General features: G+C 42.0%; 18 protein-coding genes. 9 read left to right on the top strand and 9 right to left on the bottom strand.

Annotated elements, in window-relative coordinates:
* Nucleotides 1–64 precede the first annotated feature (64 nt).
* The 8 genes from GSQ84_RS20475 (at nucleotide 65) to GSQ84_RS20440 (ending at nucleotide 8,963) form a co-directional block, all read left to right on the top strand.
* The gene (locus GSQ84_RS20475) at nucleotides 65–445 is read left to right on the top strand and encodes a DUF2147 domain-containing protein (RefSeq protein WP_158799201.1); all 381 of its coding nucleotides are present in this window, start codon (nucleotides 65–67) and stop codon (nucleotides 443–445) included.
* Between the two features lie 4 nt (nucleotides 446–449).
* Entirely contained in the window at nucleotides 450–1,769 is a 1,320-nt protein-coding gene (locus GSQ84_RS20470) for a TolC family protein (protein ID WP_158799200.1), read from the top strand.
* Between the two features lie 21 nt (nucleotides 1,770–1,790).
* Entirely contained in the window at nucleotides 1,791–2,873 is a 1,083-nt protein-coding gene (locus tag GSQ84_RS20465) for an efflux RND transporter periplasmic adaptor subunit (protein ID WP_158799199.1), read from the top strand.
* Nucleotides 2,870–4,114, top strand: coding sequence for an FtsX-like permease family protein (locus GSQ84_RS20460; RefSeq protein WP_158799198.1), 1,245 nt, complete (start codon nucleotides 2,870–2,872; stop codon nucleotides 4,112–4,114). The genes GSQ84_RS20465 and GSQ84_RS20460 overlap by 4 nt, the downstream gene beginning before the upstream one ends.
* A gap of 2 nt (nucleotides 4,115–4,116) precedes the next feature.
* Nucleotides 4,117–4,794 carry an ABC transporter ATP-binding protein gene (locus GSQ84_RS20455; protein WP_158799197.1) on the top strand — a complete coding sequence of 226 codons (678 nt, stop codon included), beginning with the start codon at nucleotides 4,117–4,119 and terminating at the stop codon, nucleotides 4,792–4,794.
* Nucleotides 4,795–4,878: 84 nt separating this feature from the next.
* Nucleotides 4,879–5,298, top strand: coding sequence for an SRPBCC family protein (locus GSQ84_RS20450; RefSeq protein WP_158799196.1), 420 nt, complete (start codon nucleotides 4,879–4,881; stop codon nucleotides 5,296–5,298).
* A 35-nt stretch (nucleotides 5,299–5,333) separates the two neighbouring features.
* A complete protein-coding gene (locus tag GSQ84_RS20445; protein ID WP_158799195.1) occupies nucleotides 5,334–6,215 on the top strand; it encodes a VOC family protein in 882 nt (293 codons plus the stop codon).
* A gap of 195 nt (nucleotides 6,216–6,410) precedes the next feature.
* The gene (locus GSQ84_RS20440) at nucleotides 6,411–8,963 is read left to right on the top strand and encodes an adenosylcobalamin-dependent ribonucleoside-diphosphate reductase (protein ID WP_158799194.1); all 2,553 of its coding nucleotides are present in this window, start codon (nucleotides 6,411–6,413) and stop codon (nucleotides 8,961–8,963) included.
* A gap of 56 nt (nucleotides 8,964–9,019) precedes the next feature.
* Here the strand turns inward: GSQ84_RS20440 and GSQ84_RS20435 are convergent, their stop codons facing one another.
* Entirely contained in the window at nucleotides 9,020–9,592 is a 573-nt protein-coding gene (locus GSQ84_RS20435; protein ID WP_158799193.1) for an OmpH family outer membrane protein, read from the bottom strand.
* Between the two features lie 238 nt (nucleotides 9,593–9,830).
* Here GSQ84_RS20435 and GSQ84_RS20430 point away from each other — a divergent pair, with 238 nt between their 5' ends.
* Entirely contained in the window at nucleotides 9,831–10,946 is a 1,116-nt protein-coding gene (locus GSQ84_RS20430; RefSeq protein ID WP_158799192.1) for a hypothetical protein, read from the top strand.
* An 86-nt stretch (nucleotides 10,947–11,032) separates the two neighbouring features.
* Here GSQ84_RS20430 and GSQ84_RS20425 read toward each other — a convergent pair whose 3' ends face one another.
* The 8 genes from GSQ84_RS20425 to GSQ84_RS20390 all read right to left on the bottom strand — a co-directional run bounded on the left by GSQ84_RS20425 (nucleotide 11,033) and on the right by GSQ84_RS20390 (nucleotide 20,959).
* On the bottom strand, nucleotides 11,033–12,805 hold the full coding sequence (locus tag GSQ84_RS20425; protein WP_158799191.1) for an alpha-L-rhamnosidase: 1,773 nt from the start codon (nucleotides 12,803–12,805) through the stop codon (nucleotides 11,033–11,035).
* Between the two features lie 53 nt (nucleotides 12,806–12,858).
* Nucleotides 12,859–13,680: a DUF1080 domain-containing protein gene (locus GSQ84_RS20420; protein ID WP_216849000.1), complete on the bottom strand. Its 822-nt coding sequence runs from the start codon at nucleotides 13,678–13,680 to the stop codon at nucleotides 12,859–12,861.
* Nucleotides 13,681–13,761: 81 nt separating this feature from the next.
* Nucleotides 13,762–17,013 carry a glycosyl hydrolase gene (locus GSQ84_RS20415; RefSeq protein ID WP_158799190.1) on the bottom strand — a complete coding sequence of 1,084 codons (3,252 nt, stop codon included), beginning with the start codon at nucleotides 17,011–17,013 and terminating at the stop codon, nucleotides 13,762–13,764.
* A gap of 207 nt (nucleotides 17,014–17,220) precedes the next feature.
* Entirely contained in the window at nucleotides 17,221–17,907 is a 687-nt protein-coding gene (locus GSQ84_RS20410; RefSeq protein ID WP_158799189.1) for a VIT1/CCC1 transporter family protein, read from the bottom strand.
* Entirely contained in the window at nucleotides 17,907–18,536 is a 630-nt protein-coding gene (locus GSQ84_RS20405; protein WP_158799188.1) for a cytochrome b/b6 domain-containing protein, read from the bottom strand. Before GSQ84_RS20405 ends, GSQ84_RS20410 begins: the two co-directional genes overlap by 1 nt.
* A 10-nt stretch (nucleotides 18,537–18,546) precedes the next feature.
* The gene (locus GSQ84_RS20400; protein WP_158799187.1) at nucleotides 18,547–19,776 is read right to left on the bottom strand and encodes a DUF3570 domain-containing protein; all 1,230 of its coding nucleotides are present in this window, start codon (nucleotides 19,774–19,776) and stop codon (nucleotides 18,547–18,549) included.
* A gap of 15 nt (nucleotides 19,777–19,791) precedes the next feature.
* The gene (locus GSQ84_RS20395; protein ID WP_158799186.1) at nucleotides 19,792–20,022 is read right to left on the bottom strand and encodes a DUF4266 domain-containing protein; all 231 of its coding nucleotides are present in this window, start codon (nucleotides 20,020–20,022) and stop codon (nucleotides 19,792–19,794) included.
* Nucleotides 20,023–20,026: 4 nt separating this feature from the next.
* Nucleotides 20,027–20,959: an FAD:protein FMN transferase gene (locus GSQ84_RS20390; RefSeq protein WP_158799185.1), complete on the bottom strand. Its 933-nt coding sequence runs from the start codon at nucleotides 20,957–20,959 to the stop codon at nucleotides 20,027–20,029.
* Nucleotide 20,960 lies beyond the last annotated feature (1 nt).

Here is a 20,960-nt window from a genome sequence, read left to right as displayed (position 1 = left end):
TCAATTAACTATTCCCGGTTAAAAGCAGTGACAAGGCTAAGTTTGAATATAATTTAAACAGAATATGAAAGCGATCACAAAAATTACAGCTGTTTTATTGCTGACCCTAATGGTTGTTACAAAGGGCTTATTAGCGCAGTCTACCTCGCCCGACGCCCTGATTGGTGCCTTCCAGACCAAAGATGGCACAGGCATTATCCAGGTTTACAAACAAGGGAACCAATATTTTGGAAAAGTTACGCAGGGTACCAAAAAGACGCCTGTTGGCACTATTGTACTAAGAGAGTTTACTTATTCATCAGGCAAATGGACGGGTAAAATTTATGTACCCGCAAAGGATAAAGTTTTGAATTGCACCATTACACTATCAGGGGCTAATACCATGAACCTCGCGGTAAAAGCAGGTTTGATGGGCAAAGATTTAGTTTGGACCAGAGTTAAATAACCAGATGAACCGTTATTTAATCATATCCGCCTGTTGCTTTTTTTTAAGCGGCAGGACATTAGCCCAGAATAAAGCAGACACCCTGGTAATGGGATCTATACAGGAAGCCATTTCGCTGGCCGTAAAACACAATCCCTCACAGGCCATCTATCAGCAACAGATCCTACAGGCAAAGTATACTTACAAATCAGTAAAAGGGGGATTTTATCCTAGTGCTTCTGCCAGCATTAGCGGCCAGGATAACCTGCACCTGGCAGTTACACCAGTACCGGGCGAGCTGATCGGTAAACCGGGAACAACTTACGACCTTCAATTTGGCAAGAAGTACAATTACAATACCGGGATTAACCTCGGTGAGAATATCTTTAACTGGCAGCTGCTGATGCAAACAGAGATTGCGAAGAACAATGTTAAGCTGAGTGAACTACAGCAGGATGCCTACGTACAAAGCCTCAAAGAACAGGTAGCCAGACTTTACTATACCACACTGATTTCCAAAGCATCCCTGAAAACTAATGTCAAAGATCAGCTGCTCGCAGATAGCCTGGTTATTTTATCTAAACAGCGGCTTCATGCCGGCACCACTGATGAAATAGCTGTAAACCAGGCGATGATCAATTTCAACAATGTAAAACAGAACCGGGCGCAAAGCCAGCAGTTATATGATCAGGGTATAGAAAACCTGAAAATCATACTGGGCACAAAAGCAGAAGATGGAGTTGTATTTGAAGAGTTCATTCAACTGGACTCACTCAGTAAACAGAATAATAATTGGTTAGGAAATGATAAAAACCTCAGCGTTTACGAGCAGCAGGAAGAGGTAGCTATTTTGCAAAGTAAATCTCAACGTTCTGTGGCTTATCCTACCCTATCTGCTTCGGCCTTCTTAGGCGCTCAGCAGTACCGTAACGATTTTGGCTTATCGCTAAGCAGTAACGCCTGGAGTGCCAACCGTTATATCGGTTTAAACCTGAATATCCCGCTGTTTACCGGCTTAACGAATAGCAATAAGTATAAGAGTGCTGTGGTACAGCAAAACATTGCCGCCTTACAGTATACCAATGCCAAACTGCAAAGCTCCATCAATGATCAGCTCCTGCTCAAAAACAACGAGAACTATTTAAATATGGTAAAGGCCGCCCAGCGGAGTTATATCCTGTATTACAACAGCCTGATGCTAAACAGACAAAAGTTCACGGAGGGAATTATCACAATGGACGTTTACCTGAAAGCCTTTCAGGATTACCTGACAGCAGAGAACAATTATTTAAACAATCTTTCGCAGCTATTTTCTATCAGGGCCACCATCCTATCCAGACAATAACCTGCTTTAACCCATATCAACATGAACTATTATCCATTAGTCTTTTTTTGCGCCCTTTTTTTCCTCTTTGGCTGCAAACATAAAAATGAAATTACTCCACAGCGAAAGGAAATTGTGGATGCTGTATTTGGCAGCGGACATATTGAAAATATTAATCAGTATGCAGTGATGGCCAATGCCGAAGGTTATATTAAAACGGTAAATATAAGTGAAGGCGACACGGTAAAAAAAGGACAGGTTTTATACCGGTTGACGAACGACGTGCAAAGAACACAGGTAGAGAATGCCATTGTCAACCTGCGCTTTGCCAAAACCAATACTTCAGCAGTTTCTCCGCAGATTGAACAGCTGAAAATACAAATTGTCCAGGCGCAGGATAAAGCACAGGTAGACTCTACGAATTACGCCCGTTATAAACGTCTGGTAGAAACCAATGCGGTATCAAGGACTGATTATGAAAATGCCGAACTGCAATACCGTTCGTCCGTTTCCAGCCTTAAGGTACTGAAAAAGAACCTGGCCGATTTAAAGCATAACCTAAACCAGAACGTAGATAATGCAAAGGCACAGTATCTTATTCAGCAGCAGAGCAATGATTATTATGACATCACTGCAAAGGCCGATGGGGTTGTAATGAGTATTACCAAAAAAGTGGGCGACTATGTTAAAAAGGGCGACCAGATTGCCGAAGTAGGTGCCGGCCATATCATCGTGAAGTTATATGTGGCCGAAGAAGACATCCAGCGGGTTAAATTAGGGCAGACTGCACTGATCTCTTTAAATAGTAATAACGACAAGGTTTACCCCTCAACCGTTACAAAAATATACCCTTCATTTGATACCAATCAGCAGGCTTTTACTGTAGAAGCCACTTTCAGGGAATTACCTCCCCAGCATCTGAACGGCACGCAACTTCAGGCCAACATTATCATTGAAGAGAAGAAAAATGCGCTGGTGATCCCTTCTTTTTATTTGATGGATGGCGATTATGTATTATCTGGAAAAAATAAGATCAAAGTAAAAGTAGGCATACTAACATTGGAATGGACTGAAATTTTAAGTGGTTTAACTGAAAATGAGGCTTTAACCCAACCAAAATCATGAGACTGAGCACCAATTACAAGATCGCCTATGTACATTTAACGTCCAGCGTAAAACAAACTATTGTGGCTTTGATGGGTGTGGTGTTTGGTATCTCCATGTACATTTTCCTGAATAGCTTTGTTTCCGGCACCAATGATACACAAACCACACTGGCCTTTACTTCACTAGCCCATATCCGTATCTATAATGACGGCCCTGCGGATCATACCAACCTGCTGAAATTAGCCTACGGGAATCAGATTGCCGGCAATATCAGGAACCCCAAGGTGATCCAGTATACACAGGGTATTAAAAATACCGGGGCCATCATTGACCTGGTGAGGAAACAGCCTGAGGTAACAGGCATTACCCCACAGGTAAACATCAACGTATTTTTCCGGAATAGCGGCAATAAGATCAATGGCAATTTATCTGGCGTGGATGTGAATAATGAGAACAAGCTATTTAATATTTCCAGTTATATGGTCCAGGGGAAATGGAACGATTTACAATACCGCCCTGATGGTTTGATCATAGGTACCGACCTGGCACATACACTGAGTTTGCATGTGGATGATAATATCAATGTGCTGACATCCGATGGGGTCTCCAAGAATTATAAGATTATTGGCACCTTCCAGACCAATGTAAAGTCAGTAGATAAAACCAAGGCCTATCTCAATATTACTGCAGCCAGGCAGTTGCTTTCCGAGAACCAGGATTACGTTACGGATTTGCAGGTCAACATACAGAATTACCAGAAAACAGCACCGGTAGAGGCCAGAATAGCACCAGTAATCCCCTACAAAGTAGAAAGCTGGCAGGAATCTAACCAGCAGCTACAGGCCGCTTCTTCTTTAAGGAATATCATCTCCATAGCGGTATCACTCACCATTTTAACAGTAGCGGGTTTTGGGATCTACAACATTATGAATATGACCATTAACGAAAAGATCAAGGAAATAGCGATACTGAAAGCCATGGGATTTTCAAGCGGAGACATCACGTCGATATTTTTAACACAGGCCATCGTGATTGGCATCCTTGGCGGTTTGATTGGTATGATTACCGGTTTTATTATTGCCCAGATCATTAACCACATCCCCTTTAAAATGGCGGGAATGAACCATTTACCGATGAGTTACAACTTAAGCGATTACCTGCTGGCTTTCATATTTGGCCTGATCACTACGCTCATTGCCGGATATCTGCCAGCGCTAAAGGCTTCAAAGATCGATCCGGTAGATATTATTAGAGGATAATTATGGAAAACAACATCGCCCTGAAGGCAAATCATATCATTAAACATTTTTACCAGCCCGAACCATTTAAAGTATTAAAAGACCTGAGCTTTGAGGTAAAAACAGGTGAGTTTTTAACCCTTACCGGGAAATCCGGTTCGGGCAAATCAACGCTGCTTTATGTGCTTTCTACTATGGATACCGACTATGAAGGAGAGCTAAGCATCAATGGAAACAAATTAACAGGGCAAACCAGAAATCAACTGGCAGCCTTTAGGAATGAGCACATCGGTTTTGTTTTCCAGTTCCACTACTTGTTGCTGGAATTCAATGTACTCGATAACATCATGCTGCCGGCATTAAAACTAAATAAAAAGAGCCGCGAAGAAATTGAAGCCAAAGCTTACGCTAATTTAAAACTATTGGGCATGGAAGAGCAGGCCCTTAAAATGGCCAGTAAGCTTTCCGGCGGGCAGCAGCAGCGCGTAGCCATTGCCCGTGCATTGATCAATGACCCTTCCATCATTATGGGGGATGAGCCGACAGGTAACCTGGATTCCAAAAATACACAGATCGTGTTTGATATCTTTAAGGAACTGGCACACGAAAGGGGACAAACAATTATAGCGGTAACGCATGATGATGATTTTGCGAAAAACAGCGACAGGATTATTGAAATGAGCGACGGGATTATACTCTAAATTTAATGTGATGGCTAATCCTATGAATTATTGCTAAGTGTTGTATATTAGCTTATAGCGAATGTAAGTAGTAACAATCAGCAAATGAAAACAACCATCAGCATCTCAGCAACCATTCATGCTCCTATAGAAAAAGTCTGGGAGAACTGGACAAGCCCCAAGGCTATTACCAAATGGCATACCGCATCACCCGACTGGCATACCCCAAAAGCTGAACAGGATCTCCAGCCCGGAGGTAAGTTCAGTTACCGCATGGAAGCTAAAGACGGAAGTTTTGGCTTTGATTTTAGCGGTGTTTTTGACGAGGTGAAACCCGATAAGTATCTGGAATACACATTAGATGATGATCGGAAGATAAAAGTTAACTTTACCATCAAAGGGAATGAAACACATATCGACCAGAGCTTTGAAGCAGAGGAAACCAACCCTGTTGAAATGCAGCGCGGCGGCTGGCAGGGCATCCTGGATAATTTTAAGCATTACGTGGAAAACCTGAAAGATTAAATTAATAGCATAGCGCATTGTAAAATAAACAGCTCATGAATAATTCAATTTATCCCTGCCTTGTATTAAAAGGCAAAGTTGCGGAAGCAGCCGATTTTTACCTGGATGTTTTTGGTGAAGGAAAAGTTGTGCATACCTCCCCTTTTGTAATCCTATTAGCGTTAAGCGGACAAAACCTGATGCTCCTTAATGATGGGCCGTCGTCCCTGCCCAATCCGGCTATTTCATTTATGGTGATCAGTGAAAGTCCTGAAGAAACAGAGGCTTACTGGAACAAACTAATAGTTAAGGGTAAGGCTTTGATGCCGCTGGACAGTTACGACTGGAGCAGCAAATATGGATGGGTGGCAGATCAATATGGGGTTTCATGGCAACTGTATACCGGCGGCAGGAACAGCGGCAACCAAAAATTCTGTCCTACCCTTATGTTTACGGGAACTGGTGCAGGGAAAGCTGCGGAAGCAATTCAATTTTACACCTCGTTATTTCCGCAATCGACGCTGGAAGGTATCATGAAATATGCCGAAGAAGATGGTGATATCACTGGTTTTGTAAAACATGGCCAGTTTAAGATCAATAATTTCACAATAATGGCAATGGATAGTTCGGCTGCACATGGTTTTAGTTTCAACGAAGCAGTATCACTGGTAGTAAACTGCGATACTCAAGCCGAAATTGATATGTATTGGGAGCAACTGAGCGCTAACGGCGGTAAAGAGGTAGCCTGCGGCTGGCTGACGGACAGATATGGCATCAGCTGGCAGGTTGTACCCGGAGAATTAGGAAAGCTGCTTACAGATCCGGAAAAGGGAGAGCGGGCAATACAGGCGCTGATGAAGATGAAAAAACTGGTTATCGCCGATTTGGAAAATGCCCGACCGTGCATATTGTCACTCTATTTCGCTGACTACCAATGAGGTGTCAAACACTACATTTCTAACATATTGATATTCAAATTTGTAAACATTTTACTACACATTAAAAATTAAATAGCTATAAATAAGATACTTACACATATTTCTTGTAAACATTTCCAATTAAGTCCGTGATTAAGTTTTCAAATATGTAATTTTGAATCAGTCCATTTATCATTATCATTTAAACTTATATCTATGAAAGCCGCGGCCCCATCAACTCTAAAAACTACTTATACTTCTGATGAAGCTTACCAGAAATCGCTTGATTATTTTAAAGGAGATGATCTGGCGGCAAGGGTTTGGGTGAATAAATATGCACTCAAAGATTCTTATGGAAATATCTACGAAGGCAACCCAGACGATATGCACCACAGGATTGCAGGTGAAATTGCACGGATAGAATCACGTTATCCAAATCCATTGTCTGAAAATGAGATTTTTGAGCTGATCAGGAATTTTAAATATATTATCCCGCAGGGAAGCCCAATGACGGGTATTGGTAACCCCTATCAGATTGCCTCTTTATCCAATTGTTTTGTAATTGGCAACGATGGAGATTCTGATTCTTATGGCGGGATCATGAAGATAGACCAGGAACAGGTACAATTGATGAAAAGAAGAGGTGGTGTAGGCCATGACTTGTCACACATCCGTCCTAAAGGTTCTCCGGTAAAAAATTCAGCATTGACGTCTACAGGTATTGTTCCTTTTATGGAACGCTTTTCCAATTCTACACGTGAGGTTGCACAGGACGGAAGAAGAGGCGCTCTGATGCTTTCTGTAGCGATAAAACATCCGGATTCGGAGGATTTTATTGATGCAAAAATGGAGCAGGGCAAAGTGACAGGAGCTAACGTTTCTGTACGTATTGATGATGAGTTCATGAAAGCGGTTGAAGCCGGAACAGCTTATCAGCAGCAATATCCTATCGACAGTAAAAACCCTTTATATAAAAAAGAAATAGATCCTTCGTCCCTTTGGAAAAAGATTGTTCACAACGCATGGCAGTCTGCCGAGCCGGGAATTTTATTCTGGGATACCATTATCCGTGAGTCTGTACCGGATTGTTATGCCGACCTGGGTTATAAGACCGTTTCTACCAATCCATGCGGAGAGATACCGTTATGTCCATATGATTCCTGCCGGTTACTGGCAATCAACCTGTTCTCTTATGTAGAGAACCCTTTCACCAAAAATGCGAGTTTTAACTGGGAATTGTTCAAAAAACACATCCATTCTGCACAACGTATGATGGATGATATCATTGACCTGGAACTTGAAAAAATTGATGCCATCCTGCTTAAGATTGCGGAAGATCCGGAAGGCGAAGAGTTAAAACGTACTGAAAAGAATTTATGGTTAAATATTCAAACTAAAGCCAACGAAGGCAGAAGAACAGGTATTGGCATTACTGCTGAAGGAGATATGCTGGCTGCGATGGGCTTACGTTATGGAAGTGATGAAGGTTCTGAATTTGCAGTTGAAATACACAAGACCATTGCTATCGAAGCTTATAGGGCATCAGTAAGTGCAGCAAAAGAAAGAGGCGCCTTTGCTATATTCGACGCAGAGCGTGAAAAGAACAACCCGTTTATCCTTCGCTTAAAAGAAGCAGATGCACAATTGTATTATGAGATGCTGGAATATGGCAGACGTAACATTGCTTTGCTAACCATCGCCCCTACCGGAACAACCAGCTTAATGTCGCAAACCAGCTCGGGAATAGAGCCGGTATTTATGCCCGTTTATAAAAGAAGAAGAAAAGTAAATCCTAATGATAAAGATGCACGCGTTGATTTTATTGATGAAGTAGGTGATTCATGGGAAGAATATGTAGTTTTCCACCATCGCTTTAAGCAATGGATGGAAGTGAACGGCCATGACCTGACAAAAAATTATGCACAAAAGGAACTGGATGACCTGGTAGCACAGTCTCCATATTACAAATCTACATCCAATGATGTTGACTACCTGAAAAAAGTGCAAATGCAGGGAGACATCCAGAAATGGATTGACCACTCGATCAGTGTAACCATCAATATGCCAGCTGATGTAACGGAAGAAATTGTTGGAGATTTATACATGGCAGCATGGAAAGCAGGATGTAAAGGTGTAACGGTATACAGGGACGGATCACGTTCGGGAGTATTGATTGCCAATACGGAAACTAAAACTGCTACTGAGACCGCAGATTCTTTAGCTTTTCCAACAACCAGACCAACGGTACTGGAAGCTGAAATTGTACGTTTTCAAAACAGCAGGGACAAATGGATTGCCTTTATCGGGTTGATTGAAGGCAAACCTTATGAAATTTTTACGGGTTTTGCTGATGATGAGGATGGTATCCTGATCCCGAGATGGGTGAATGATGGCGTAATCATAAAAAACCGTGAAGCTGATGGCGGATCACGTTATGATTTTCAGTATAAAAATAAACGTGGACATAAAACTACAATTGAAGGCTTATCCTATAAGTTTAACCCGGAATACTGGAATTATGCGAAATTAATTTCAAGTACATTAAGACATGGAATGCCTATTGTAAGTGTAGTGGACCTGATCAACAGCCTTCAGCTGGACGAAGCAATCAATACCTGGAAGAATGGTGTGGCACGTGCCTTAAAAAGATATGTACCGGATGGCACAGAAGCAAAGAAACAGCAATGTCAGAATTGTAATTCAACGAACCTGCATTACCAGGAAGGCTGTTTAACCTGCAACGACTGCGGTTCTTCAAAATGCGGATAAGCTAAAAACCGTTCATTTTAGATACGATCCTTAGCCTGGGCTAAGGATCGTTTTTTTTAAGATTTTTTTACTGCAGGAGCGGTTCCCGAAATACCTAATTTTGCTTTAACAGCATCAGTAACATCATCGCCACCTTCCCAGGCCAATACATTACTGGCACCTTGTTGTGAAGAGATATCAAATACATAAGCGATTTTCTTCTCTTTAGCTACAGCTTTAACAGCAGCAATGAATTTGGTTTGCAAAGGGGCTCCCAGTTCATTCTGTTTAGCAGCCAATTCCTGTTCTGCTTTTTGACCAGCTTCACTAATATGCTGTTTGATGGCATCAAGCTCGGCGCTCATTGTTTCCAGTTCTTTACTTACAACATCTTTATTTGCCGCACTTAACGTTTTGTTCTTGGCCACTGCAGCCTGATATTTGGTGGCATAATCGGCTTTCAGCTTCTCAATTTCAGCTTTTTTTGTATTTTGAAGTGCTTCTAAAGTGGCAGACATGGTTTTTGCCTCAGGCATGCTGGAAAAAATTGCCTGAGAATCTAAATGCCCGATTTTTTGCTGTGCATTGGAAATGTTAACAGCAAATAACAGTCCGGCTGTGATAAAAAATACATTCATTAATTTTTTCATACATCATTGTTTTTTAGTGATAGATTATAGTTATCGGCCTAAAGTAGACAAATATTTAAGTTTTCCAGCCTTTTAGCCGGTATTAATAGATTTTTTTTAATTTCATTTTAATACTAATCTAATTCCATAGAAGAAATTTATAGTAATTATAGATTATATTTATACACTTATTGAACTCGTCGCAACAATATCCGGGAGGATAATACCGTTAGCTAACGATACACACAAATCTATGAATATGAATAACAAAAGTCGCCACAAATGGATGTGGTGCATGCTCCTGGGCATTTCAACAGGAATCTATAGCTGTAGTTCCGATAATATGTCTGGAACTAAACCCAACACACCTGCAAATTCATCGGTACAAAGAATTCTCTTTGTGGGAGATAGCTTTACCCATGGGAGATACACCCCCGTTCGATATTATCATTCTGGCCGAACTGACAGAATAACATCAGGATCGGCATTAGTCTATGACGACAACTATGGTGAAACCGGGACACGTAAAGAACTGGAGGCAGGTCCTTATGGTGGCATACCTGGCATTTTTGCCGAGTTTGCCTATGAATCCGGGCTGAATTATGATGTCCATATTGAAGCGATCTCAGAAACCAGCTTGGAGAACAACTTTAATGCTGCATCCAGCGTAATCGTACAATCTAAATGGAATGCAGTTGTATTGCAGGAATTGAGTTTAAAACCCCTGCCCTATGCTTTAACGGCAGATAAAATCAGTGATCCAAGCAACTTCTGTGCAAGCGTCCAAACCATAGAAAAAGCAGTTCATGGAGCTTCCTCGGCAGCAAAACTTTATCTGTATGAGCCATGGCCCCGCGCTGATCTTGCTGAAACTTTAAGTGGTGGCGATCCTTCCGCAACAGGTTTTAACACCAGTTACGCTGCTAATCTTTCTGCCCTGGCAAATGCTAACCACAATGCCTACTATAGCGCAGCGCAACATGATGGAAATATTGCCGGCGTAGCCCCTGCTGGTGATGCCTGGGTAAACGCATGGGCAACAACCATCGCTAATTCAAATCCTTACCTGGCTGGTTCTAATCTGCCTGTATTATGGTATGGCTTAAATAACGTAAATGACCCCAAAATAACCAAACCGGATTACCTTCATCCGAGCATTTATGGGGCCTACTTAAGCGGACTGGTATTATTTCAGCAGATCACAGGAACTGACGTACGCACGCTTGGCGGACAGGAAAAAGCAGCCCGAACATTTGGTATTTCCAGTGCAATTGCTGTTCAGCTACAACAGGTGGCTTGGCAGACGGTAACTGAGGAGAGCTCGCAGCCTATTAACCAGACTGTAGACCCCTGCACGATAGGAAAAGGGGCTTAATACGCTTTAACTAAAATTGAAAAAGCAGCTTAGGCGATTAAAACTATCTTCAATTCTCCTAAGCTGCTTTATCCTATATGATTGCGTTAATTACCTGCCTTAATAATTTGGATACCCTTAGGAGCCGTGACATCGATATTGATCTTGCCATTGGCTAATTTGGTATCTTTTATCTTTACTATACCCAAAGGTGTTGGAAAGGTACCTTCTGCATAATTAAGGTCACCTAAATGAGGTTCAATTTTAATTACCGTACAGCCAGGTGCCATTACCTTAACGCCCAAAACATATTCTGTTAACCAGGGCGTAGGGCCTGACGACCAGCCGTGGCATAAGCTATGCCTGAAACCTTTGTAACAGAATGCGCCATAATCGCCATGAATATCCTTTTTACCTTCAGGTACGAGTTCATCGATTCTGGAAGCATCAGGCAACCAGTCTATATTAAAATCTTCCCAAAAAGTTGTGGCACCAAGAGACAGCATTGGTCCCCAGTAATTTTTGATAGCATCTATCGCACCCTGGTAATCGCCGGCTTTGGCCTTAGCCTGAAGCATGTAATAACCGAAAAACGTAGAATAATTATGTACACCACCTGCAGAAAGTACCTTATTTGCTTTATCGGCCGGCATTAAACCGGATAGAGAAAGCAGGGCTGCCGCCTGTTTTGAGTTACCGGCATCAGGAACATTTTTTTTCAGGCGTTCTACTGCTGCTTTACATTGGGCTGCAGTAGCAGGATCTTTCAGCATCACTGATAATTCGGCACCTGCATTCAGCGTCATGACCAGCATGGCTTGCAAACCAGCATGTATAGCTTTAGGATCGGTGCTTGATGGCCAGTCTAAAAACCGGGTTCCATCATTGAGGCTTTCACTGTTGTTGGCATCAATTTTTTGAATATATTGGTTAAGCAAGGTTTTTAGGTAAGCCTTTTGCTGATTCAGATATTTCAGGTCACCATTGTGCATGTACCAGTCATGCTGTATCAGTATCCACCACATCGAGTAAGATATCATGCCATTCATATACTCTGGCAGCGGGGTGATATCCCTCGCCAAATCAAGACTTTTAGGAACCACATCGCTATTGCCGAAAACTGCCGCTATAGTTGATGTTTCGGGATGCATATCTCCTACCCAAACCAGCCGGTCGCGTTTGATGCCGTCCCATAAATAATCCTGCATATTCAAATGAACGGTATAGGCACCAGTCATCCAGATCTTATTTAGCAATGTATCGCTGCATTTGAACGAACCCAGGTAGGGAATATCCCTGAAAACAAATATTGCACGGGCTTCTTTTAGTTTAAGCTCGGCATTGTCATCTACGAGGTCAATCCTTACAAACCTGAAACCTGTGTTTCCCACTTCCAGTTTACCTAACCACGGTAAAGATATAATGAAATCGCGCATGGCATGGTCGTTCGTAGCGCCATGAAGGGTATCGATACTGCTCATCGCTTCACTTGCAGACTCCCCGAAGCGGATACGCACCCGCACAGGTTTCCCTCCTCTGGACCGGTCGGTAACCAGTTGCAGACCTCCATGCAGTTCCCTTCCAAAGTCGAGCAGTATTCCGGCTTTGCCTTTTTCATCATTGTGCATAACACACAAATTCTGTCCGGAAAGATCGGCCTGACCATCACCCGGCTGGAGCAACCTTTCTGCATTTTTAATATGGGTAGAGGCATCGGGCGTTTGCCATAGTATTTTTACTGGAGACAGATAGCGGCGTACGGTTTCTTCCTTTTGCACATCTTTAAGATGAGTACCGGCAAAAACCGGCGGCAACTGTGCGTAGGTATTTTTTACCAGAAGGGCAGCTGTAAAAAGCAAATAAGCAGATAATTTATTCATATGAATGTGTTAAGGCAGACAATAAAGTTGCCTGGGTTTTTACCAATTTTGGCTTAATTTAATTTTTTAATCCAGATATTTTTAACGGCCACTTTGGTGATCTGTTCGATCTCGATACCAATGTAACCGGCTTGGTTATTAGATGATCCAGGATCATCATCAATCATTACGGCCATTACCTGACCATTCAGGATATGGATAAAAACCCCGCCCCTTGCAATAACGGTATATTCGTTCCAGCCGTTGAGCTTTACACCTTTGGCCAGGTCCATGATATCGCCAATGTTTCCCATCAGGCGCTTACTTTTCAATCCGTAACCTTCTACTACCTGTCCGCGCCAGGCCAGGATACGCATGGGTGTATTTTCAGAATAAAACTGCCCGGTCCAATATTTTTCTGAAGGCCAGAAGTCGGCCTGAGGACCAGTCATCATCCAGTTTAAATTAACCGGCCCTAAGCTGGTGGGGATTGGACGTAACCATGGCACTCCGGTCTGGCTTCTATATTGTATCCCACTACCACCTTTCCCTTCCACTTTGATTTCAAATTTAAGTGTGAAATCTTTGGCTTTCATAGCCTTATAAGCAATATAACTATTACCGCTTGGGTTCTCTTTTGTAGATTCTCCTACGATAGCCCCATCTTCCACTCTCCAGAACCTGGGATTGCCATCCCAGCCTGTTAAGTCTTTTCCATTAAACAGAGAAACGTAACCCTCATGATCGTTAAAATCCATTGGGGCCGGCTGCGTAAATCCAGGAACATTAGGAATAGTTTTAACGGCTACAGCCGGACTCTGCGCTGAAACTGCCATAAAAGACATCACCAGACAAGTAGCTAATACGATTTTTCTAGTATTGAACAGAATTTCCATTAGTATATGTTTTTATATCCCTATAAAGCTAATATGATAATTTTAAATTTCAAGATCACAATAGTTTCATAAGGATATCATTTAATATTTTATGAGGTCAATTTTCACAGGGCCTAACAGTCCTGATGATTGCAAGCCATTTTTAGGATTAGGGCCAAATAAAACTGATGTTTTTCTTTGATCTGGCGGCAGTTTACTGTCACCCACCAGGCGGTTTACCCAGGTATTGACCACTTTTATGTCCAGTGTATTTTTTCCGGATTTGAGTGCTTTGGTAATATCAATCTGGTATGGTGGCGTCCAGGCCCCTCCCATTTCAACGCCGTTTACACTTACTTTGGCAATGGCCCTGGCTATGCCCAGATCAATGATATAATTTGTTCCTTTTTCCACTTGGCTCATTTTAAAGGTAGTGTGATAAGTTGCGCTGCCTGAATAATATTTTATACTATCATTTGAATTAAGCGACCAATCGGTTAAGGTATTGAACACTACAGGTTTTACCGGTCCACGTTTGGCAGGATCAAAGCTAACCAGCCATGGCTGGCTAAGCGTTATTGTTTTTTCCGGAGCAGGATAATTTGACTTTGCATCTTCATGCTGAGCAGCGTTCTTTCTGAAGATCACAAATGCGCTTTCATAAGGGGCAAGTTGCATAGGCACTGCTGTAGTAGAAGCATTTTGCTGGTATGAAGGAAGATTGCGCATTGTGCCTGTAACTGCATTCCATAATTCGGGGCTTTTTCCGGTGATGCGGAATGCGGTTTGAATATTAACCGGTACATTTTTCTGATTGGATACAAAATAAATAGACCCGTCCTGTAATTGACGATGTATAAACAAAATGGAGTCACTCTGGGTAATTTTAAGATCTGGAACAACTTTGATCAGGGCAAATGCTTCTTCCATTCCCATACCACTTAATACTAGTCCTTTACCATAATGGTTTACCTTTACCGTCGTGCCGTCTATCTTACCCCAAAGTTCGTCAGCCATGTTTTGCACCTCCTGATCGGCCTTAGGATAGTCTTTCAAGCTGGGAGACTGATCTGGCTTTGGCCCCAGGATTACGGCCCCCTGCTGTACAAGGTCTTTTAACTTTGCTAGTAACTCGGGACGAATGGTATGTAGTTTTGGCAGTACCAAAATACTATAACTAATGCCGTTTGGTAAAACCAGCTTACCATCTTTTACTGCTAAGGTACTTTTGATGATGTCACCATTGATGTAATCAAAGGAATAACCCTGCGGTAATGCGGGATCTGTTACACCGGTCATTTTCGGTGCATCTTCACCGATGAAATAAGCCGCATCGGCAACATATTGCCCCTGCTGCAGCATAAAATTACAGCGTTTGGAGTATTTAAGGAATACATCCATATCAAAAAACCAGGTATTTAAGCGGTTAAATTCTACGCCAAACCAAGCGGTTATACCAGGTAATACTTTATCGTCAGGCTGCTGAATATATACATGGAGCAGGGTATTGTTTATCCCTTCTGTAAAGAAACGGTCGCCGCGTTTTTTAAACATCGCTGGGTAACGTGAAAACGGATTACCTGCAGCGGTAAATGACTCTGCCGATACTTTTATTTTTCCGTAAATATGTGCCGATGAAGAGGCTGCCCGGTTCTCGATATCCCCAAGATCCCCTTCGCTCCAGAATTCACCGCCGATCTCATCCGACTGACCGCCATACTGTAAGAATTCACCGGGGTAACCCCAGTGTCCATAGTTTTCCAGCCAGGTAGTTAAACCATGCTCATGACTAATTTCTCTTAAGCCGCCAACATACTTAAAGGAAACATCATCCGCAATGAGGCGTCTTAAATCCCATAAGAACCGGTCGGACAGATCTTCGCTGCCTACCACTTTCCCCTGTAATACCGGAATATAGGGTGTTGGGTCGTAATTATATTTTTGTTTGAACTCGGTGATCAGCTCATCAGTCCAGTTCTGGCTACCGGTTTCATAACTGTCTTCAACGGTAACCTTCCAGGTTTTCCTGTCTTCAGCTGGAATACGTTTGAGGATCTGCCCTAAAAATGCGTCAAAATGTTCTGCAATATGTGTCTTACTCATTTTGTCCACTTCCAAACCACGCCCTTCGAGAGGTGCCGGAGCATTGGTCACGTTGGTGGGTGTCATTCCGCTTCTCTCTATCACCCAATTACCTGCAGGCACTTTCCAGTTCAGTGTACCGTCAGCAGACATGTACTTAGAGATATCGATCACTTTAGCAGGATCAATACTATAAGGAGACGTTTCTACGGGTTGCGGCAGCCATTGGTAGGCCTCCCAAAAAGGATGCGGTGTAGGCCACATTTTGGCCAGTGTTTTTTCAATATAATCTTCTACCACAGGTGTAGCAGACAATTTGAGTTCGGTAATACCGGAATTGGCAGATATGTTGGTGAGCACCAGCCTGAAACTGCTGGAAGTAGTTGGCGGAATAGAGATTGCCGCAGGGCCAAATGGCGTAAAACCAACATTTAATGCAGGATTAGAGCGGTCTATAGAAAAATGTTTTACCGTTATCCAGGCATCATTGATTTTAGCCTGAATATCTCCTGCAAAATTTACAGCCTGTGCTGTTGTTCTAATCACTACACTGCGGACAGTATAAGGTGAGCTGGTATTGATGTCTAATGCAAATTGCTGATTTTTAATCAGGTGAACAGCGGTTGCCTCATTATGATCTATCAGGTTATTCAGGGAATCAACAGCCGGTACAGCAGAGAGTTTTGGTTTTAAAGCACTGATATCGGTATCATAATCATTAGCAACAGGGTAAGCCAATACTTTTACATCCTGAAAATTTACCTGCGGCTGCACTAATTTTTTATGAAAGATAAAGGGGCCTTTTACTGTCACCTCCGACGAAGTAAGGTAACGCATGGCCTGTTCGGGTTTTATCCATGGGCCGCCCGACTGGCTCCAGCCAGGACTGTTAAAAAGACCTATTTCAATGTTTAAGCGGGTTGCCGTTTTAAGCGCGGTATGCATAATATCCCACCATTCTTCAGACATGAATTTAACCTTGCCATCAGGAACATCATCCAAACCTATGTTACCAATAAATGCCCTGTTGATACCCACCTTTTTCATGGCTTCCAGATCTTTGACCACTCCTTCTTTTGAAATGTTGCCAGATATCCAGTACCAGTAAACACTGGTTTGAACCGCATCAGGAATAGTGATGAAGCCGGTTTCAACAGTCTTAAAATTTGAAGAAGAAATGGCTGTCCCGACAGGAATATTTTGCGCTTTTGAGCCGGTCACCAAAACACTTAACAAGAGAACAGAGGCACCTATTGTTCTTAATAATAGCATAAATTAAATCGTTACTTGGTTGTTGTTATAATTTTCAATCGAAAAATAGCAATGCCCAAAGTAACTATTTAAAATTAATAATTACCAAAGTAACTCTATCAGTACATTAGGCATTTAGAAATACTTTTACGACCTGAAGATTTATAACAAGAAAGTATATATAGCAGCTTGTTCATGATCCCTGGTAAATAGGAACCCAATTGTAAACTATCCACTAATCGCTTTCGCAATCCCAAAAGCCGCAGCAGCGGCCAGCGCACCAATAATTACTACCTTAATTGCACCTGAAAAAGCCGGCTGTCCCGTTAATTTACTTTTAAAATAGCCGAATATGAATAGGCAGATTAAAGTAAAAGTACAGGAGTAATATAAAGCAATCTGAGAATTATCTATAAAAATATAAGGTGATAAAGGAATAATCCCTCCAATGATGTATGAAACACCAATGGTAAGCGCACTTTTGGTAGCCCTGCCCGCATCAGGTTCCTGCAAACCGAGTTCATAACTCATCATAAATTCTACCCACTTATCTTTATCCTTTGCCATCTCATCCGCAATCTTATGTTGAAGGGCATCTGATAAACCAAAACCCGCAAAGATTTCCCGTACTTCAACTTTTTCCTCTTCCGGCACCCGTTCTACCTCTTCATATTCACGTTTCAACTCAGCATAATAATGATCGGCATCGGTACGCCCGGCTAGAAAACCACCTAATCCCATTGCTATACTGCCCGCTACAATTTCCGCCAGCCCTGCAGTAACAACAATACCTGATGAATTAACTGCCCCGCTTAAGCCTGCCGCCAGGGCGAAGGGAACGGTTAAACCATCAGACATACCAATCACGATATCCCTGATAGTTTCCGAGCTGGTGATATGTTTTTCCTTGTGCATTATTGTTTACCTCCATTAATCATATCAGATACAATTCCACTGCCTGATTTTTTCTCGGCCAGAATTACCCCTGCCACATGTAAGAGCACAAAAACAATGATCAGGTACATACAAAAACCATGAAAGTTTTTAACAGCATGTAATATACTTTTTGGCAGGCCAAACTGATCCCCGAAAGCAAGTGTAAGACCTGTGCCAACCATTATCGCCAGCAGCATATAAAATATAATATACAAAATTTTGACGACCAGGTCATGTTTTGCCGGTTCTCTGTTCTTGTTAATGACAAAATAATCGCTGTAAACAACCTTAAGTTTATACAAGAATTTTTGATCGCTGCGCAGGAATAATTCCTGGAAAATCCTGAACAAAAACAAAGCAGCCAATGCATAGCCAAAGTAAATATGTATTCCCCAAACTTTATCTTCCAGGGTATGCAGAATTGATTTCCCCTGTACTGTTGAGCGAATAGACGGGTCTTCAAATAAAGTAGAATTGATCACTACAGTAACAAGTGATCCGGTAATGATTAACGCATTCATCCAGTGCCAAAAACGGATGGCCGCAGAATGTTTTTTGATATGCTGCTCATTTTCTACATCCCGGCGAATAGGTTCGATCGTTGGCATAAATTATCCTTTATTTAAACTTTAAATTCAGCGTCACAATGTTTGAAGTCAGCGCGGTTGACCTCGTATAATGTCCATATCTCAATTCCAGCATACTTAAATGCTGCCAGCCAAATACCCCCTTTGGTGGAGAAAACCTGATTCCGGCACCATAAAAATCACTGTTTAAAGTAGATAGATCATAATCGCTGGTATAATATTTATCATTGGGATTATGCTCCCCGTAAGGCGCAAAATATCTGGTACCTGTTTGGTTATTATAGCGATAGAATGGACTTATAGAAAAGAAAGAGCTTAGTTTAACCGGAATTTCCAGTTCGGCGGTATGTGCTCGAACGCCCCAGTTATCCATATAATACCTGTAAAAGGTACGGATAATAAATCGATCATCGAGGAAATAGTTAAATCTTGCAGAGATGGGCAATTTATAGCGGCTTCCAGGTAAGTTCTCTATTCTTTCTGATCCATCTGTAAAATAATCACGCTGATAATCAGTGGCCAGCAGGCCATGCTGATAACTTGGTTCAACCACGAATAATGCCTGCAAGCGTTGATTGATTACCTGTGAAATAGAAAATGAAGCACTAAAAGAATTTCGCGGCGCAGATGGGTATTTCAAATTTTCATGATCTGCGTCAAATCCCGGCCCCGTATAACCTGGCCGCAATTCTACCGGTAAAATCACCTTCCAGGTATCGAGGAAAGCCTGCAGTTTAACATCAAATTGTGTATTTTTATCTTTTGATAAGCGTGTCAGGTTAAAGGCACCACCAAAAGATTGGTAATCAAATTCTTTAGAAAAAGATCCAGTAAATCCGAAAGAATTACCTGTAGTTTCATTGGATTGTGTCCAGTTTAAGGAAGGATAGACACGTGTATCCGACATAGAAGCAGAAGAGATAGTACTTGGATCTATTTTATCTGATGAAGCTGAAGTGTAATGATCTACTCCCAGTTCAAAAAGAAAAGTATTTTTTCTGCCACGCTGGTTAAATTTGGAGAGCTGCAGATCAAAGGTATTAGCAAAGTCGGTTAGCTTTTCAGTCCCGATACCTCCGGTTACTGCCGAGTGATCCCCATCCTGATGATAATATGCAGATACGAAGTTAATCTCATCCACCTGAAGTTTACGGCTATGATAATTGGTAGTGTCACTAGGTGTTGTTTGCGGTTTGGTCTGCGCATGTGTGCTTAATATACCCAGGTAAAGTAGCGCGATATGTAAAAAAAGTTTTTTCATGTTCGATAGATTACATTAGTTACAGCCACAACCACCACCACTCTTACCACCATTGGCACCTGAGCCCGCTTCACGATAAAGCTGAAAGCTTTGTTCAAACTTCTGGGCTTTACGGGCGGATAAAGCCATTTCGCTATCGTTGAGCCTATTTTTTTGATAAGGTTTAACAGTACTGCAGGCACTAAGTAAACTCAATGCAACCAACCCCATGCCTATTAAGGCGGGTACTTTTCCAGGGAATTTCATATCACTATTTTATGTTTATATTTTTTGATGTATATATCTCACCGGCATCATCTATGATTACGCAGGCTACATGCTGCAATTGGTTAATCAGATCAAGTCCAACTTTTACTCCCATCACGGTTACCGGCGTAGCCAGCGCATCGGCCAGCTCTGCACTTTGACAAAGAATGCTCACACTTTTTATCCCGCTTACCGGCAAACCTGTTTTAGGATCTATGGTATGAGAGTATCTTTTGCCATTGATAGTCGCATATTTCTCATAATTTCCTGAGGTTGCGATCGCTGCATTGCTCATATTCATTGCTGAGAATGGTTTTGTACGTTCATCGGGATCAGCAATGCCTACTGTCCATGGCTTTCCGTTTAATTGTGTACCCCAGGTGATGAGGTCGCCCGCAGCATTCACAATTCCGCTCTCTATACCTTTCGACTTTAAAATCTGCCTGGCCCGGTCGGCTGCATATCCTTTCCCTATTCCACCAAAACCAATGCGCATTCCCTTGTTTTTTAATAATACTGTAGACTTTGACTGATTGATCACTACATTTTGATAATTGATCAGGTCTACCGACTGCAAAGCCGTTTCGGCATCTGGCAGAGTGGTCATATTAATATCGAAGTTCCAGAGGCTGGTATCAATGGAACCATAGGTAATATCAAATGCACCCTGTGTTAAAGCAGATATTTTTAACGACCGCTGGATCAACTGAATCACCTCCTCGTCTACCTTAACAGGTTTTATACCTGCATGCTGGTTAATCAGATTAGTCTGACTATCTTCTTTAAAGGTTGACAGCAATGCTTCAATTCTTTGAACTTCTATAATGGCCGCATTTATTGCCTCATCTCCCTTTATCTGATCTTCAGCAACCACGGTGAACTCAAAGCGGTTCCCCATCAATTTCAAAATCTTGCTGCAGGATACTTTCTCTTTCATA

Source organism: Pedobacter sp. L105, assembly GCF_009765875.1.
In the GTDB taxonomy this organism is placed as follows: domain Bacteria; phylum Bacteroidota; class Bacteroidia; order Sphingobacteriales; family Sphingobacteriaceae; genus Pedobacter.
This window is presented reverse-complemented; position numbering and strand designations above follow the sequence as displayed.

Coding starts and splice junctions, on each gene's coding strand:
- GSQ84_RS20475 (WP_158799201.1), top strand. CDS start 65: ATGAAAGCGATCACAAAAATTACAGCTGTTTTATTGCTGACCCTAATG.
- GSQ84_RS20470 (WP_158799200.1), top strand. CDS start 450: ATGAACCGTTATTTAATCATATCCGCCTGTTGCTTTTTTTTAAGCGGC.
- GSQ84_RS20465 (WP_158799199.1), top strand. CDS start 1,791: ATGAACTATTATCCATTAGTCTTTTTTTGCGCCCTTTTTTTCCTCTTT.
- GSQ84_RS20460 (WP_158799198.1), top strand. CDS start 2,870: ATGAGACTGAGCACCAATTACAAGATCGCCTATGTACATTTAACGTCC.
- GSQ84_RS20455 (WP_158799197.1), top strand. CDS start 4,117: ATGGAAAACAACATCGCCCTGAAGGCAAATCATATCATTAAACATTTT.
- GSQ84_RS20450 (WP_158799196.1), top strand. CDS start 4,879: ATGAAAACAACCATCAGCATCTCAGCAACCATTCATGCTCCTATAGAA.
- GSQ84_RS20445 (WP_158799195.1), top strand. CDS start 5,334: ATGAATAATTCAATTTATCCCTGCCTTGTATTAAAAGGCAAAGTTGCG.
- GSQ84_RS20440 (WP_158799194.1), top strand. CDS start 6,411: ATGAAAGCCGCGGCCCCATCAACTCTAAAAACTACTTATACTTCTGAT.
- GSQ84_RS20435 (WP_158799193.1), bottom strand. CDS start 9,592: ATGAAAAAATTAATGAATGTATTTTTTATCACAGCCGGACTGTTATTT.
- GSQ84_RS20430 (WP_158799192.1), top strand. CDS start 9,831: ATGAATAACAAAAGTCGCCACAAATGGATGTGGTGCATGCTCCTGGGC.
- GSQ84_RS20425 (WP_158799191.1), bottom strand. CDS start 12,805: ATGAATAAATTATCTGCTTATTTGCTTTTTACAGCTGCCCTTCTGGTA.
- GSQ84_RS20420 (WP_216849000.1), bottom strand. CDS start 13,680: ATGGAAATTCTGTTCAATACTAGAAAAATCGTATTAGCTACTTGTCTG.
- GSQ84_RS20415 (WP_158799190.1), bottom strand. CDS start 17,013: ATGCTATTATTAAGAACAATAGGTGCCTCTGTTCTCTTGTTAAGTGTT.
- GSQ84_RS20410 (WP_158799189.1), bottom strand. CDS start 17,907: ATGCACAAGGAAAAACATATCACCAGCTCGGAAACTATCAGGGATATC.
- GSQ84_RS20405 (WP_158799188.1), bottom strand. CDS start 18,536: ATGCCAACGATCGAACCTATTCGCCGGGATGTAGAAAATGAGCAGCAT.
- GSQ84_RS20400 (WP_158799187.1), bottom strand. CDS start 19,776: ATGAAAAAACTTTTTTTACATATCGCGCTACTTTACCTGGGTATATTA.
- GSQ84_RS20395 (WP_158799186.1), bottom strand. CDS start 20,022: ATGAAATTCCCTGGAAAAGTACCCGCCTTAATAGGCATGGGGTTGGTT.
- GSQ84_RS20390 (WP_158799185.1), bottom strand. CDS start 20,959: ATGAAAGAGAAAGTATCCTGCAGCAAGATTTTGAAATTGATGGGGAAC.